The organism is Rhodococcus sp. A14, assembly GCF_011603105.1.
GTDB classification, from domain to species: Bacteria; Actinomycetota; Actinomycetes; order Mycobacteriales; family Mycobacteriaceae; genus Rhodococcus_F; species Rhodococcus_F opacus.
In genome coordinates, this window is the sequence record NZ_JAAOQS010000164.1 from 1 (window position 1) to 14,588 (window position 14,588).

The 14,588-nt window shown below is 68.0% G+C and carries 18 protein-coding genes and 1 riboswitch; of the genes, 13 read left to right on the forward strand and 5 right to left on the reverse strand.

The features are described 5' to 3' along the window. The 7 genes from G9373_RS42510 to G9373_RS42540 form a co-directional block, all read left to right on the forward strand. Window positions 1–714, forward strand: a 714-nt coding sequence (locus G9373_RS42510; protein ID WP_167120902.1) for an FAD-dependent oxidoreductase, incomplete at its 5' end; no start/stop codon positions are given. Between the two features lie 2 nt (window positions 715–716). Then, entirely contained in the window at window positions 717–941 is a 225-nt protein-coding gene (gene thiS / locus G9373_RS42515) for a sulfur carrier protein ThiS (RefSeq protein WP_005251712.1), read from the forward strand. Continuing rightward, entirely contained in the window at window positions 934–1,701 is a 768-nt protein-coding gene (locus tag G9373_RS42520; protein ID WP_005251713.1) for a thiazole synthase, read from the forward strand. The genes thiS and G9373_RS42520 overlap by 8 nt, the downstream gene beginning before the upstream one ends. Window positions 1,702–1,814: 113 nt before the next feature. Then, a complete protein-coding gene (locus G9373_RS42525; protein WP_167120903.1) occupies window positions 1,815–2,756 on the forward strand; it encodes an ATP-binding cassette domain-containing protein in 942 nt (313 codons plus the stop codon). After that, window positions 2,756–3,550, forward strand: coding sequence for an ABC transporter permease (locus G9373_RS42530; RefSeq protein ID WP_005265052.1), 795 nt, complete (start codon window positions 2,756–2,758; stop codon window positions 3,548–3,550). The genes G9373_RS42525 and G9373_RS42530 overlap by 1 nt, the downstream gene beginning before the upstream one ends. Before the next feature lie 145 nt (window positions 3,551–3,695). Beyond that, a complete protein-coding gene (locus G9373_RS42535) occupies window positions 3,696–5,150 on the forward strand; it encodes a M20/M25/M40 family metallo-hydrolase (protein ID WP_043788361.1) in 1,455 nt (484 codons plus the stop codon). Between the two features lie 52 nt (window positions 5,151–5,202). Next, window positions 5,203–6,057 (forward strand): adenylate/guanylate cyclase domain-containing protein, encoded by an 855-nt coding sequence (locus tag G9373_RS42540; protein ID WP_005563843.1) that lies wholly within the window; start codon window positions 5,203–5,205, stop codon window positions 6,055–6,057. A gap of 32 nt (window positions 6,058–6,089) precedes the next feature. Here the strand turns inward: G9373_RS42540 and thiD are convergent, their stop codons facing one another. Then, the gene (gene thiD, locus G9373_RS42545) at window positions 6,090–6,935 is read right to left on the reverse strand and encodes a bifunctional hydroxymethylpyrimidine kinase/phosphomethylpyrimidine kinase (RefSeq protein WP_005264402.1); all 846 of its coding nucleotides are present in this window, start codon (window positions 6,933–6,935) and stop codon (window positions 6,090–6,092) included. Between the two features lie 10 nt (window positions 6,936–6,945). After that, the gene (thiC, locus tag G9373_RS42550; protein WP_133985042.1) at window positions 6,946–8,592 is read right to left on the reverse strand and encodes a phosphomethylpyrimidine synthase ThiC; all 1,647 of its coding nucleotides are present in this window, start codon (window positions 8,590–8,592) and stop codon (window positions 6,946–6,948) included. After that, a riboswitch (TPP riboswitch) is annotated at window positions 8,585–8,692 on the reverse strand. (Overlaps the previous gene by 8 nt.) Window positions 8,693–8,825: 133 nt before the next feature. Between thiC and G9373_RS42555 the strand changes: the two genes are divergently transcribed. From G9373_RS42555 to G9373_RS42565, 3 genes are all read left to right on the forward strand, one after another. Next, a complete protein-coding gene (locus tag G9373_RS42555) occupies window positions 8,826–9,212 on the forward strand; it encodes a GNAT family N-acetyltransferase (protein ID WP_005264400.1) in 387 nt (128 codons plus the stop codon). A 101-nt stretch (window positions 9,213–9,313) separates the two neighbouring features. After that, window positions 9,314–9,676, forward strand: coding sequence for a GNAT family N-acetyltransferase (locus tag G9373_RS42560; RefSeq protein WP_005563840.1), 363 nt, complete (start codon window positions 9,314–9,316; stop codon window positions 9,674–9,676). A gap of 93 nt (window positions 9,677–9,769) precedes the next feature. Next, the gene (locus G9373_RS42565) at window positions 9,770–10,447 is read left to right on the forward strand and encodes a hypothetical protein (protein WP_133985040.1); all 678 of its coding nucleotides are present in this window, start codon (window positions 9,770–9,772) and stop codon (window positions 10,445–10,447) included. Here G9373_RS42565 and G9373_RS42570 read toward each other — a convergent pair. The 3 genes from G9373_RS42570 to G9373_RS42580 are packed head-to-tail and all read right to left on the reverse strand — an operon-like array spanning window position 10,414 to window position 12,797. Further along, entirely contained in the window at window positions 10,414–11,217 is an 804-nt protein-coding gene (locus G9373_RS42570; RefSeq protein WP_005563838.1) for an exodeoxyribonuclease III, read from the reverse strand. The genes G9373_RS42565 and G9373_RS42570 overlap by 34 nt on opposite strands. 34 nt (window positions 11,218–11,251) lie before the next feature. Then, window positions 11,252–12,217: a GNAT family N-acetyltransferase gene (locus G9373_RS42575; RefSeq protein WP_133985038.1), complete on the reverse strand. Its 966-nt coding sequence runs from the start codon at window positions 12,215–12,217 to the stop codon at window positions 11,252–11,254. After that, a complete protein-coding gene (locus G9373_RS42580) occupies window positions 12,207–12,797 on the reverse strand; it encodes a peptide deformylase (protein WP_005251736.1) in 591 nt (196 codons plus the stop codon). Before G9373_RS42580 ends, G9373_RS42575 begins: the two co-directional genes overlap by 11 nt. Window positions 12,798–12,975: 178 nt before the next feature. On the opposite strand from G9373_RS42580, the gene G9373_RS42585 reads away from it, so the two are divergent. The 3 genes from G9373_RS42585 to G9373_RS42595 form a co-directional block, all read left to right on the forward strand. Beyond that, entirely contained in the window at window positions 12,976–13,314 is a 339-nt protein-coding gene (locus tag G9373_RS42585; protein WP_005251738.1) for a DUF3263 domain-containing protein, read from the forward strand. Window positions 13,315–13,338: 24 nt separating this feature from the next. After that, on the forward strand, window positions 13,339–13,890 hold the full coding sequence (locus tag G9373_RS42590) for a LytR C-terminal domain-containing protein (protein ID WP_005563834.1): 552 nt from the start codon (window positions 13,339–13,341) through the stop codon (window positions 13,888–13,890). 73 nt (window positions 13,891–13,963) lie between these two features. Beyond that, on the forward strand, window positions 13,964–14,588 hold a 625-nt coding region (locus G9373_RS42595), incomplete at its 3' end, for a superoxide dismutase family protein (protein WP_167120904.1).

The window sequence follows — 14,588 nt, forward strand, 5'->3', positions numbered from 1 at the left end:
CTGCAGATCCTGGGCCGCGCCGAAGTCCGGGCCCTCGAGCCGATGCTGGGTCGCGGAGTCCGATTGGGACTCTTGGCCGTCGACGAACTGGCCGTGGACAACAGGCTGCTGTTGCAGGCGCTGCAGCGGTGCGCCGCCGACGCCGGAGTGGAGCTGATCGGGGAGGCCGTGCACAGCCTCGACCGGCTCGACACCGACCAGATCGTCGTCACCGCGGGCATCGCGTCACCGGCCCTGTGGCCCGGGCTTCCGGTTCGCCCGGTGAAGGGCGAGATCCTGCGGTTGCGCTCGCGTCCCGGGGTGACCCCCGCGCCGGGCCGGACCATCCGCGGCAGCGTGCACGGCAGGCCCGCCTACCTGGTGCCGCGTGCCGACGGCATCGTCGTCGGTGCCACCCAGTACGAGTCGGGCAACGACACGCAGGTCACGGTGGCCGGTGTGCGCGACCTGATCGCGGACGCCGAGGCCCTGATGCCCGCCATCGGCGAGTACGAACTGCACGAGACCTCGGCGGGTCTGCGTCCGATGACCCCGGACAACCTGCCGCTGATCGGCCGGGTGTCCGATCGGGTCGTGGTGGCGACGGGACACGGCCGTAACGGCATCCTGCTCACCCCGGTGACCGCCGACGCGACGATGGCATTGTTGGAGGGCTCGGCATTGGTCGAGGCGAAAGCCGCCGACCCCGAACGTTTCGAGAAAGTAGCGAGGTAGAGATGAGTGAGCAGCAAGTAGTGGTGCCGATCGGCATCAGCGTCAACGGCGAGGACCACGAGTTCACGGAACCGTTGACCGTCACCGGGCTGCTGGAGGTGCTGAACCTGCCCACCAAGGGCATCGCGGTGGCAGTGAACGGCGCCGTGTTCCCGCGCGCCCGGTGGGACGAGCTCGTGGTCCGGGGCTGGGAGATCGAGATCCTCACGGCGGTGCAGGGTGGCTGACGCGACGCCCGGCGTGCAGAAGGGCCTCACGATCGCGGGACGCACGTTCGGTTCACGGTTGATCATGGGCACCGGCGGCGCCGCCAACCTCACGGTGCTCGAAGAGGCGCTCGTCGCGTCCGGCACCGAGCTGACCACGGTCGCGATGCGCCGCGTCGACGCCGCAGGCGGCACCGGTGTGCTGGACCTGCTGCGCCGGCTCGACATCGCCCCGCTGCCCAACACCGCGGGGTGTCGCGGTGCGGCCGAGGCTGTGTTGACGGCGCAACTCGCCCGTGAGGCGCTCGAGACCGACTGGGTGAAGCTCGAGGTCATCGCCGACGAGCGCACCCTGATGCCCGACGCCATCGAGTTGGTCAGCGCTGCAGAGCAACTGGTCGACGACGGATTCGTCGTCCTGCCCTACACCACCGACGACCCGGTTCTGGCCCGCAGACTCGAGGACGTGGGCTGCGTGGCCGTGATGCCGCTGGGTTCGCCGATCGGCACCGGGCTCGGTATCGCGAACCCGCACAACATCGAGATGATCGTGGACGGTGCGGGGGTGCCCGTCATCCTCGACGCCGGCATCGGGACCGCAAGCGACGCTACCCTCGCGATGGAACTCGGCTGCGATGCGGTGTTGCTGGCCACGGCTGTGACCAGGGCGAAGGATCCGGCGCTCATGGCGTCGGCGATGCGCGGGGCCGTGGTGGCGGGGTACGAGGCACGTCACGCGGGCCGGATTCCCAAGCGGTTCTGGGCGCAGGCGTCGTCGTAGTCCTCGGGGTCGCGTCGGGGTCCGGCTCAGGGTCCGACCGGTACCAGGGGACGAGCCGGGAGTAGACCTGCGGCCGATGCGCGCCGTCCGCAGGTTCGGGCATCCTTCTCATCATGATTGAAGTGAGGGGACTGACAAAGACCTTCGGTGCGACGAGGGCGGTGGACAACCTGACGTTCAACGTGAAGCCGGGTATGGTCACCGGCTTCCTCGGCCCGAACGGTGCAGGCAAATCGACGACGATGCGCATGATCCTCGGGTTGGACCGCCCCACGGCGGGCAGCGCGTTGATCGACGGCAAACCGTACAGCGACCTGGTGCAGCCGCTGCGGACGGTGGGGGCTCTGCTCGACGCGAAGTGGGTGCACCCCAACCGCTCGGCCCGCGCCCACCTGCAGTGGATGGCGGCGTCCAACTCGCTGCCGAAGAGCCGGGTCGACGAGGTGCTGCACCTCGTCGGGCTCACCGAGGTGGCCGGGAAGAAGGCAGGCGGGTTCTCGCTCGGCATGTCGCAGCGCCTGGGCCTGGCCGCCACGCTACTCGGCGACCCGAAGGTGCTGCTGTTCGACGAGCCGGTGAACGGGCTCGACCCGGAGGGCATCGTCTGGATCCGGAAGTTCATGCAGCGCCTCGCGGCGGAGGGACGCACCGTGCTGGTGTCGAGCCACCTGCTGTCCGAGATGGCGCTCACCGCAGAACATCTGGTGGTCATCGGCCGGGGGCGTCTGATCGCCGACACCACCGTGTCCGAGTTCGTCAGCAAGTCCTCGGAATCGACGGTGCGGGTGCGGAGCCCCCAGCTGGACGCGTTGCGTAGCGCGCTCACGTCCAACGGGCTCACCGTGCGCGAGGACGGATCCGACGGGCAGCAGGCGCTCGTGGTGGTGGATTCGTCGACGGACGTCGTCGGCGGGATCGCCGGTTCGCAGGGCATCGTCCTGTACGAGTTGGCATCTCAGCGCGGATCGCTGGAGGACGCCTTCATGAAGTTGACCGGAGACGACGTGCAGTACCACGCAGAGGGCGTCGAAGATGTGATGAGGGGTGCACTGTAATGGCTGTTCTCAATGCCGAACGGATCAAGATCACGTCGACGAGGTCGCCGTGGTGGTGCACGGTCATCATCATCGTGCTGGGCCTTGGCCTCGCCGCAGTCATCGGGCTGAGCGCGAAGGCCAGCATCAACTCCTTCAACAACCAGATCGCGGACGGTAAGCAACCGGATTTCGATCCGTTCCTGCCGCAGATGTCGGACGCCGTCGGCGGTGTCTCCGGATTCGGCGTGCTGGTCCTGATGATCCTCGCGGCACTGGCCGTGACCAGCGAATACCGGTTCGGCGTCATCCGCACCACGTTCCAGGCCATCCCGAACCGGGCGTCCGTCCTCATCGCGAAGGCGGGCCTGATCGGCGCGTTCGGTGCGGTGCTGACATTCGTGCTCACGTTCGGCGCGTACGCCATCGCGAAGGCGACCGCGGGTGACGAGGCAGGAGCGGCGCTCACGCTGTCGGGTGACGACGCCTGGCGGTCGATCTACGGCGTCCCGATCTACGCGTTCCTGTGCGTGGTTCTCGCCGTCGGCGTCGGCACGCTGCTGCGCCAGTCGGCAGGCGCGATCGCCCTGCTGCTGCTGTGGCCGCTGCTGATCGAGAGCCTGTTCAACCTGTTCGGGTCGTTCGGCCAGAAGATCATGCCCTTCCTGCCGTTCCTCAACGCCAACAACTTTTTGGGGGCGCCGCAGGGGGTCGACTTCCACTGGGGCCCGTGGGGCAGCCTGGTCTACTTCGCGGTGTTCGTCTTCGTGATCTTCGGGGCCGGCCTGGTGGTCGTCAACAAGCGCGACGCCTGACACCCGATACAGTACTTTCGCCCCGTTCCTCCGCCAGGTGATCGTCGGGAGACCTGGCTGAGGGTGACGGCGGGGCGGGAGCCTGTGGGCCGGTGCGAAATCCATTCGCGCCGGCCCACAGGTGCTTCTGCGTTAGGCTCCCGACATGCGACTACGGGGAGCCTTCACAGTCGGAGTGGCCGGTGCGATGGTCTTGGCCGGGTGCTCGTCGACGAGCGAACCCGATTCGCCGCCGGTCGATGCGAGCGCTCTCGCGGCCTCGGTCACCGAGGGCGGTGTGGTGGGGCACCTGGAGCAACTGCAGACGATCGCCGAGAACAACAACGGCAACCGCGCGGCCGGAACCTCCGGCTACGACGACAGCGTCGACTACGTCGCACAGGTGCTGGAAGACAAGGGCTTCGACGTCGAGACCCCAGAGTTCGAGTTCCACAACTTCGACGTCCGGACGGAGGCGCTCAGGTCCGGCGACCGTGATTTCGAGGTGCGTGCACTGGCGTATTCGCCGTCCACCGGTCCGGACGGGATCACCGCCCGCCTGGTGCCCGCCCCCAAGGACGAGAGTCCGGGATGCGAGGTCACCGATTACGACGGCCTCGACGTGACCGGGGCGATCGTCCTCGTCAACCGCGGGGTGTGCCCGTTCGCGGCCAAGCAGCAGCTCGCGTCCGAGCGCGGCGCCGCAGGCGTGATCGTCGTCAACAACGAGGACGGGCCGATGAACGGCGGAACTCTCGGCGATCCGGACGTGGGCAAGGTACCCACGGGCGGAGTGAGCAAGGCGGACGGCGCCGCGCTCGAGCAGGCCGGGGGTGACGTCACCCTCACCCTCGACACCACCACCGAGTCGAGCACCGCTCGTAACGTCATCGCCCAGACGAAGACCGGTTCGACCGAGGACGTCGTGATGGTCGGCGCCCACCTGGACAGCGTCCCGGACGGTCCCGGCATCAACGACAACGGCACCGGCGTCGCCGCGACCCTCGAAACGGCGGTGCAACTCGGCGGTTCGCCCGACGTCGACAACGCGGTGCGCTTCGCGTTCTGGGGCGCCGAGGAATTGGGTCTGCTCGGTTCGGAGGCCTACGTGAACAGCCTCAGCGAGGACCAGCGGAACGACATCGCGCTGTACCTGAACTTCGACATGCTCGGTTCCGAGAACGCCGGCTACCTGGCGTACGACGGCGACAACTCCGACAAAGTCGGCGAGGGGCCCGGACCGGAGGGTTCCGCGGGCATCGAGCGCACGTTCATCGAGTTCCTTAAGGGCAACGGGGTCGCCGCCGACGGCACGGACTTCGACGGCCGATCCGACTACGGTCCGTTCATCGAGCACGGCATCCCCTCGGGCGGCGTGTTCAGCGGCGCCGACGAGACGAAGACCCCCGAGCAGGCACAGAAGTGGGGCGGCACCCCGGATGTGGTGTACGACGAGAACTACCACAGCGCGACCGACACCCTCGAGAACGTGAACCGGGCCGCGCTCGCCAAGAATGCCGCCGCGGTCGCGTATGCCGTCGGGGTCTATGCGGAGTCGCTCGCCGGGCCGAACGGTGTCCCCACCGGCGCGGACCGGGAGAAGGCGCGGGCGGCGGAGTGATGTCCGATTCGACACGGGTTTGTGCATGTGACGCTGGGTTACCCTTACTCTCGTGAGCGACGACCCGGCCGAAGAGGACAGTGCCGAACTCGACGCTGCGCAGACACCGAAACGAGGCGACAAGGTTCTGGGCTGGATGGGATCGGTGAACCGGCAGCCACAGCTGATCGAAGGGCTGCGGAGGGTTCGTCGTGCGCTACCCGGCGATCCGGCGTTCGGCGATCCACTGTCGACGGCAGGCCCCGGCAGCGCACGGGCCATCGCCCGCGTCGCCGATCGCTTCCTCGACCACCAGCCGGGCGCGTCCCGCGAGATGAGCCTCGGCGCGCTGCAGGTGTGGCAGGCGCTGCTCGAGCGCACCGGACGCGGCCGGGGAACGCAGGAAGTGACCATTGTGTTCACCGACCTGGTGGGGTTCTCCAGTTGGTCGCTGCCCGCCGGTGACAGCGCCACCCTCGCCCTGCTGCGTGACGTCGCCCGAGCCGTCGAGACCCCCATCGTCGACCGCGGAGGACACGTGGTGAAACGCCTGGGGGACGGCGTGATGGCCGTCTTCCCGAGCCCGGACCGCGCGATCGACGCCGTCTTCGCCGCGCAGGAGGCTCTCGCGGAGGTGGAGGTGGACGGCTACCGCCCCCGCATGCGCGTCGGCATGCACACCGGTGTGCCCCGGCAGATCGGCAGCGACTGGCTCGGCGTGGACGTGACGATCGCGGCACGCATGATGGAACTGGGCGGCGACGGCAACGTGATGGCGTCGTCCGCCACGCTGGAGAGTCTGCAGCCGGGCACCCTCGACGAACTGGGTGTCGGCGTCAAACCGTGGCGACGCGCCTTCTTCGCCCCCGCGCCCAGCGGGGTGCCTTCCGATCTCGGTATCTGGCGGTTGCGGCTCCGCCGCCCGTGAGTACTTCTTAACCGCCGGACGTTAACAAGTACTCACGAGTGACGGAGTCGCCACAGGGGAGAGACGGGGCCGTGACCGGCGCCCAGGTCGTACGACGCCTCCAGACACTTGGTGACCCATTCCTTGCCGAACGCCACCGCATCGGGCACGGACCACCCGTGGGCTAGAGCGCTCGCGATGGCGGCCGCGAGGGTGTCGCCGCCGCCGTGATCGTTGCCGGTGTCGATACGGGGACTGCTGAACTCGAGGAACCTGTCGCCGTCGAACAGCAGATCGGTGCTCGACGCCGACGTCCGGAGATGGCCGCCCTTCACGATCGACCACTTCGCCCCGAGTGCGTGCAGCGCCTCGGCGGCCCGGCGCGCGGTCGCGTCGTCCACCACCTCGATGCCGGTGATCAGCCGGATCTCGTCGAGGTTCGGGGTGACCACCGTGGCGATCGGGATCAGCGTGTTCCGCACGGCGTCCAGCGCCTCGGCGTGCAGGAGCGGATCTCCGTGCATCGACGCGCACACCGGGTCGACGACCAGCGGGACCGGTTGGTCGCGGCCGATCCCGACCTCGGTGCACACGGCGGCGACGGCCTCGATGATGGCCGTCGACGCCAGCATGCCCGTCTTCGCTGCCCCGACCCCGATGTCGTCGACGACGCACCGCACCTGCGCGGCCACCGTCTCCGGCGGAATCTCGTGGAAACCGCTGACGCCCACCGAGTTCTGCACCGTCACCGCGGCAACAGCGACGCAGGCGTGGACGCCGCACAGCGCCATCGTCCGCGAGTCGGCCTGGATCCCGGCGCCGCCGCCGGAATCGGTGCCGGCGATGGTGAGGACGCGGACGGGGGTCTGGCCGTCGGGGGTCAGGGGCAGCAGCTTCACGAAGGGGACCTTACCGATTCTCTGAGGTGACGGATTCGACGGGCAGATATACGCGACCACCTGCGTCGACGAACTCACTCGACTTCTCGGCCATGCCCGCCTCGATGGCTTCGACCGAATCGAGTCCGTGTCGCTGCGCGTATTCGCGCACGTCGGCGGAGATCCGCATCGAACAGAACTTCGGGCCGCACATCGAGCAGAAGTGGGCCGTCTTCGCCGGCTCGGCGGGCAGCGTCTCGTCGTGGAACTCCCGCGCGGTATCCGGGTCGAGGGACAGCGCGAACTGGTCGTGCCAGCGGAATTCGAACCGGGCCTTCGACAGCGCGTCGTCCCGCTCCTGCGCCCGCGGATGCTGCTTCGCGAGGTCCGCGGCGTGCGCCGCGATCTTGTACGTGATGACCCCGGTCTTGACGTCGTCCCGATTCGGCAGTCCCAGGTGTTCCTTGGGTGTCACGTAGCAGAGCATCGCGGTGCCGGCCTGCGCGATCATCGCCGCGCCGATCGCGGACGTGATGTGGTCGTACGCCGGCGCGATGTCGGTGGCGAGCGGCCCGAGGGTGTAGAACGGTGCCTCCTCGCACAACTCTTCCTCGAGGCGCACGTTCTCCACGATCTTGTGCATCGGGACGTGCCCGGGACCTTCGATCATCACTTGCACTCCATGGGATTTCGCGATCCGCGTGAGCTCGCCGAGGGTGCGCAGTTCCGCGAACTGGGCCTCGTCGTTGGCGTCCGCAATGGAGCCGGGGCGCAGGCCGTCACCGAGCGAGAACGTGACGTCGTAGCGGTGGAGGATCTCGCACAGTTCGTCGAAGTGGGTGTACAGGAACGACTCCCGATGGTGGGCCAGGCACCAGGCCGCCATGATCGAACCGCCGCGGGAGACGATGCCGGTGACGCGTTTCGCGGTCAGCGGGATGTAGCGGAGCAACACCCCGGCGTGGACCGTCATGTAGTCGACGCCCTGCTCGCACTGCTCGATCACGGTGTCGCGGTAGATCTCCCACGTAAGTGCCGTCGGGTCTCCGTTGACCTTCTCGAGCGCCTGGTAGATCGGCACGGTTCCCACGGGCACGGGCGAATTGCGCAGGATCCATTCCCGGGTCTCGTGGATGTTCTTGCCGGTGGACAGGTCCATGATGGTGTCGGCGCCCCATCGCGTCGCCCACACCATCTTCTCGACCTCTTCCGCGATCGACGACGTGACCGCGCTGTTGCCGATGTTCGCGTTGATCTTGACTGCGAACGCCTTGCCGATGATCATCGGCTCGAGTTCGGGATGGCAGCGGTTGGCCGGGATCACGGCGCGTCCCGCCGCGACCTCGGCGCGCACCGCCTCGGGTGAAACACCCTCGCGTGCAGCGCAATACTGCATCTCGGGGGTGACGACGCCGGCGCGGGCGGCGTCGAGTTGGGTGCCCGCCCGATCGGCGATCCACGGTGCACGCAGATGCGGCAGTCCCGCTTCCAGGTCGATCGCGGCGTCCGCGTCGGTGTACGGACCCGACGTGTCGTACACGTCGAGGTGCTCACCGTTGGTGAGGTGTACGCGCCGGACCGGCACCCGGACGTCGTCGCCCGACAGCAGGTACTGCTTGGTGCTGCCCTCGATCGGCCCCGTGGTGACGGACGTGGCTGTAGATACGTTTGTGCTCATCGATGATGCTCCCTACGCCGGCATTACCCGGACAGGTTCGACGGTCGACGGCCCTAGCCGTCCTCTCAGCCCGCTGGTGCGAGCCCCCGTGGATGTGTAGTTGTCCCACAAACTGTAACCGAGATCTCTGTGAGCAATCATTCGGGTGAAACTTGGACAGCGGTTCCCGGCATCGGTATAAAGGGTGATGAACATCACATTTCGGTTACGACACACACCCCCAGGAGATAACCATGCTGACAGACGCGCAGGTTGTGGACGTGATCGACAACGCCGATCAGAACCGATTCGAGCTACGCCTGAGTGGTGACCTGGTCGGCATCCTTGGGTATTTCGCCCTTGCAGACGCGCCGCCCGGCGCCGGTGCCGGCGTGGGGGTGGTGGCCGCCCGGCCGCCGGGTCCGAAGGGTCGGGGGCGGCAGGCGCCGGTGGTCTCGTTCATGCACACGGTGATCGTGGAGGACTTCGGCCACCGCGGACTCGCCGCCCTCATGGTGGGTCGCTCCCTCGACCTCGCCCGCGGTTACGGCTGGAAGGTCCGGCCCGTGTGCACGTACGTGCAGCGCTTCGTCTCGGCGCACCCCGAGTACCGCGATCTCGTCGTCCCGGTGGAGGGCTGACGACGGTCGGGGCACGAATCGGGCACTCGTCGGCAACGAAACGGTGCCGGGGGCGGCGATTCCGCTCGCGAGGATGCCGCCTTGCTGATTCCATGAGTGGCATGGATCACACTTCGAACAGTTCCGGGTCGTCCGGGAACATCACGGCCGCTGAGGCTCGCGTGCTCGACAACCCTGCCCACGAACGATTCGATCTGTGGCTCGGGGACGAGTTGGTCGGCATCCTCGGCTATCGGGACGAGGACGACATTCCCGGATTCACCGCGAAGCCGGGCGAGGTGGTCGCGTTCATGCACACGGTCGTCAAGGAAGAGTTCGGTGGGCAAGGGCTGGCCGCAATCCTCGTGGGCGAGGCGTTGAGCTCGGCGCGTCGGCGTGGCTGGAAAGTGCGCCCCATCTGCACGTATGTCCAGCGCTACCTGGCGCTGCATCCGGAGCATCTCGACGTTCTGGTTGCCGAGTAGCCCTACTTTCGAGAGCACTGCTCTTGCCATCTGCGACTCCGCTGTGAATACTGCTCTGTATAGAGAGCGGTGCTCACATTCGAGGGAGTCGTCATGGCCGTGTCGGATCGGATCGAGAGTCGTACCGGGGTCGCACGGATCTGCGCCGCGGCGCTGTTCGCCCTCGCCGGTGTCCTGTTCGTCGTCTACCCCGTGGTGCGTCCCTACGCGGCGGGTGGGGCGCCGGACGGACGGGCCGAGTTCGCCTCACCGTGGTGGCTCATCGCTCACCTCGCCGCCGTCGGCGGGTTCATCGCGTTCGGGCTTGCGCTCGTCGCGCTCAGCGGACTGCTGAATGGGACGGGTGGCGAACGAGCGGCGGTGGTCGCAGTGGCGGCGTCGTGGATCGGGACAGGGCTGACGCTGCCCTACTACGGTGCCGAAACGTTCGCGCTGCACGCCCTGGGCGGCAGCGGCCTGGACGAGGGGGCCGTCACGACCCTCGCCGAGAGCGTGCGGATGGGGGCGGCGCAGGCGACGCTGTTCGCCGCAGGACTGCTACTCGTCGCGGTCGGCGCGTCGGCGGCCGCCGTGGCGATCGCCCGATCCCGGCTGCTCGCGGGCTGGGCGGGGATCCCGATGGCGGTGGGGTTCGCACTGTTCATCCCGCAGTTCTACGTCGACGCCCCATTGCGCATCGGGCACGGTGTGCTCATCGGGTTCGGGTGCGCGGTCGTGGCGCTCGGTGTGCTGCGTACTCAGTCGCCGAGGTCGACGATGACCGGCGCATGATCGCTGGCGCCCTTGCCCTTGCGTTCGTTGCGGTCGATCTCGGCCTTGTCGACACGGCCGGCGAGGGCAGGCGATCCCAGCACGAAGTCGATGCGCATTCCCTGCTTCTTCGGGAACCGCAACTGGGTGTAATCCCAGTAGGTGTAGACGCCGGGGCCGGGGGTGTGCGGCCGGACGACGTCGGCGAATCCGGATTCGATGAATGCCTGGAAGGCCTCACGCTCGGGGACGGACGTGTGCGTCTTGCCCTCGAACAGCGCCGGATCCCAGACGTCCTCGTCGGTGGGGGCCACGTTCCAGTCGCCGACCAATGCGATCTGCGCGTCCGGGTTCTGCCCCAGCCACCCGACCGCATCGGTGTGCAACTTCGCCAGCCAGTCGAGCTTGTACGTGTAGTGCGGATCGGCCAGCTCACGGCCGTTGGGGACGTACAGGCTCCAGATGCGGACGCCGTTGCACGTGGCGCCGATGGCGCGGGCTTCCTGCGCGGGCGCGACCTCGGGGTCCTTGTGGAAACCGGGCTGATCCTCGAACCCGATCTGCACGTCGTCGAGACCCACGCGGGACGCGATCGCGACGCCGTTCCACTGGCTGAGGCCCACGTGCGCGACCTTGTAGCCCAGTTCGCGGAAACGCTCGTACGGGAACTGCTCGTCCTTGCACTTGGTTTCCTGCATCGCCAGCACGTCGACGTCGGACCGCTGGAGCCAGTCCAGGATCCGGTCGGTACGGGCACGAACAGAGTTCACGTTCCAGGTTGCGATGCGCACGGCAGCCACCCTAGCGGCACTCTCCGACAGGTCGTCAGCCGACAGGTTCGGTGGCGTAGCGGTACCGGTGGTGGGCCACGAAGCCGAGGTTGCGGTACATCGCCTGGGCGCCCTCGTTCTCGACGGCGACCTGCAGACACGCGTGGGTCGCGCCGTGTTCGCGTCCCCAGTTGATCATGTCGCCGCAGATGAGGCTGCCGATTCCGTGGCGGCGGTGAGCCTCCGCGACCTCGACCGCGGTGAGCCCGACCCACCGGCGGTCGTCGGGCGCGGACGTGACGGATCCGCGGGCGACGGCCAGCAGCGTCGAGTCGGCGGCGCCGATCCGGCCGAACCCGAGAGTGCCGCCGCGGACCGAATCCAGCACGTCGACCGCGAAGTCGGGGAGCGCGGACCCGCGGTAGCGATAGAGGGCGAGCCAGTCCGGATCGGGGTGATCGGTGACCGTGGTGGTGCGTGGGCCCTCGGGCAACGCCAGGTTGTCGATGTCGGCTGCCATCACGACCACTTCGTCGCTGACGTTCCAGCCGAGCGGTACCTCGCCCAGCCGGTCGGGAATCAGCAACCGCAGCGGGCGGTCGCGCTCGGCGTACCACTCGCGCAGACGGTCGAGCGTGCCGCCCGGGGAGGCGTCCTCCAGGCTGCCGACCGACCCACGGTGGCCGAGCGGGGCCGCCGAGTTGGCGCGTCCGGTGAAGCCGTGACCGTACCGGGCGAGCCACCCGTCGATCCACGCGTGCTCGACGCCCGGCCAGCCGTCGGCCGAGGCCAGTTCGAGGGACCGGATCTCGCTCGCGCGCACCGGTCGCGCGGGGACGGCCTTCAGCGCGATCACCCGCTCCGGATCCACCTCGACCACGGAGCCGTCCGCGGCGCGGACGACCACCGCCGGTTCGACGCTCTCCAGCACCCCGATGACGTCGGTCATCGGATGGCTGTGGCCGGGTGGCAGCTGATATCGCAGCACTACTCGGCTTCCGAGCGGAATGTCAGTCGTCATGCCCGAAGGGGTCTTCGACCGTTCCCGGCACCCAGCTGAGGCCGGGAACGCCCCAGCCGGCACGCTTGATGGTCTTCTTGGCGGCGCGTGCGTTGCGGCCCACCAGCATGTCGACGTAGAGGAAGCCGTCGAGGTGACCGACCTCGTGCTGCAGCATGCGTGCGAAGAAGCCGTGTCCCTCGATCTCGACGGCGTTGCCGTCGGCGTCGGTGCCGGTGACCTTCGCCCACTCGGCCCGTCCGGTGGGGAACTGCTCGCCCGGCACCGACAGGCAGCCCTCGACGTCGTCGTCCGGATCCGGCATGGTCTCGGGTCGTTCCGACGTTTCGAGGACCGGGTTGACGACGCAACCCCGGCGGCGGAGTGCCGTGCCGTTCCCGTCGACGTCCGGGCAGTCGTAGACGAACAACCGCAGCGGCAGGCCGACCTGGTTGGCGGCGAGCCCGACGCCGTTGGCGGCGTCCATCGTGTCGTACATGTCGGCGATGATCTCAGCGAGTTCCGCAGGTGACTGGGACACTGCCTCGGTCGGTTCGTGCAATACCGGGTCGCCCACGATCCGGATGGGGAGGATGGCCATGGTCGTCAAGGATAGTGCGGCGCGCCCGAGCCGTTCGCACTGCCCGCGGCGTTCGTCATGGTTGAATAGTCGCTGAAGAACAGTGGTGTAATTCGTTGCTCGGTCGGCCACGCGATCGAGGAGCCGGGGGAACGTGGTTTCGCTGAGGTCGAGCGAGAGCTAGTAGTCGAGGAGTGAGATGGACGGCGCAACAGCGCGTAGTCGGAACCAGTCCGAGCGCACCGACGGCGACAACTCGGCGGGGGTCAAGGACGTCGGTGACGACGGCCTCTCGCGTCGGGAGCACGACATCCTGTCCTTCGAGCGCCAATGGTGGAAGTACGCCGGCGCGAAGGAAGAAGCGATCAAAGAGCTGTTCGACATGTCCGCCACCAGGTACTACCAGGTTCTCAACGCACTGGTGGACCGGCCGGAGGCACTCGCAGCCGACCCGATGCTCGTGAAGCGCCTGCGACGGCTGCGCGCGAGCAGGCAGAAGGCCCGCGCCGCCCGCCGCCTCGGGTTCGACGTCACGTAGCACCCGGTCGCTAAGGTCGACATCGTGAGTACTCCGAAACCCGAATCGTCCGGCCCGCCGTTACGTGCCCTCGCGATGGTGCTGATCGCCCTCGCGATTCTGTTCGCGGGTCTCGGGTTCGCCTCCCTCGGAGGTTCGGACTCGGAGGAGACCGCCGCCACCGTCACCACCACGGCGGCTGCCACGACCACCGCCGCCGTGCGTCCGACGACGGCTGCCGGAGCCGCGGGCGCCACCTCGACGCCCGCGGCGAGCACCACGTCCGGTGCCTCGAGTACCTCGAAGTCCGCCGACGCGGCGTCGGTCCCGGTGCGGGTGCTCAACAACAGCAATGTCACCGGTCTCGCGAGCCAGACGGCCACCGAACTGATGTCCTCGGGGTGGACGGTGTCGGAAACCGGCAACTACAGCGACGGCACCATCTCCGAAACCACTGTGTACTACGGGACTTCCGCCGCCGAGAAGGAAGCGGCGACGGAGATCGCCGCGCAACTCGGGGTGTCGGCCCAGCCGCGGTTCCCGGGTATCGCCAATTCGTCCGCCGGTGTGATCGTCATCGTCACGTCCGCGCAGTAGACCGGACGGTCGGTGCACCATCGCCGCGGTTATGATCAGATGCACTTCTTCGCCACCTCAAAGGAGCGGTTTGATGGCCTCGAGTTCTACCCGTCGGATGTCCTGGCGCATTGTCACCCCGGTGGTGGCCATTGCAGCACTCGGACTGACCGCCTGCAGTAACAACGAGGAGCCGACCGACGTTCCCGGCACTACTCCTCCCGTCTGGACCGGCGCCGCCGATCCCAGTGCTGCAGGCGTTCCCGGCGACGCCGAGAGCGGTTCCAGTGAGTCCGCGGAGAGCGGCGCGGTCAGCGCGACGCTGAAGAACGCCGAGGGCGAAGACGTGGGCACCGCAACGTTCAAGCAGGCAGGCAGCCACGTCGAGGTCACCGTTTCCGTCAAGGATCAGACGCCCGGCTTCCATGGTTTCCACGTGCACTCCGTCGGCAAGTGTGAGACGAACTCCGTGGCACCGACCGGGGGTGCGCCCGGAAACTTCCTGTCCGCCGGCGGGCACTTCCAGGCCGAAGGCCACTCGGGGCACCCCGCGAGCGGTGACCTCACCTCGCTGCAGGTTCTGGCCGACGGCACGGCCGAGTTGGTCACCACCACCGACGCCTTCACGGTCGAGGACCTGAAGAACGGCGACAGCGGCACCGCGGTCATGATCCACTCGGGTTCCGACAATTTCGCCAACATCCCCACCCGTTACGCAG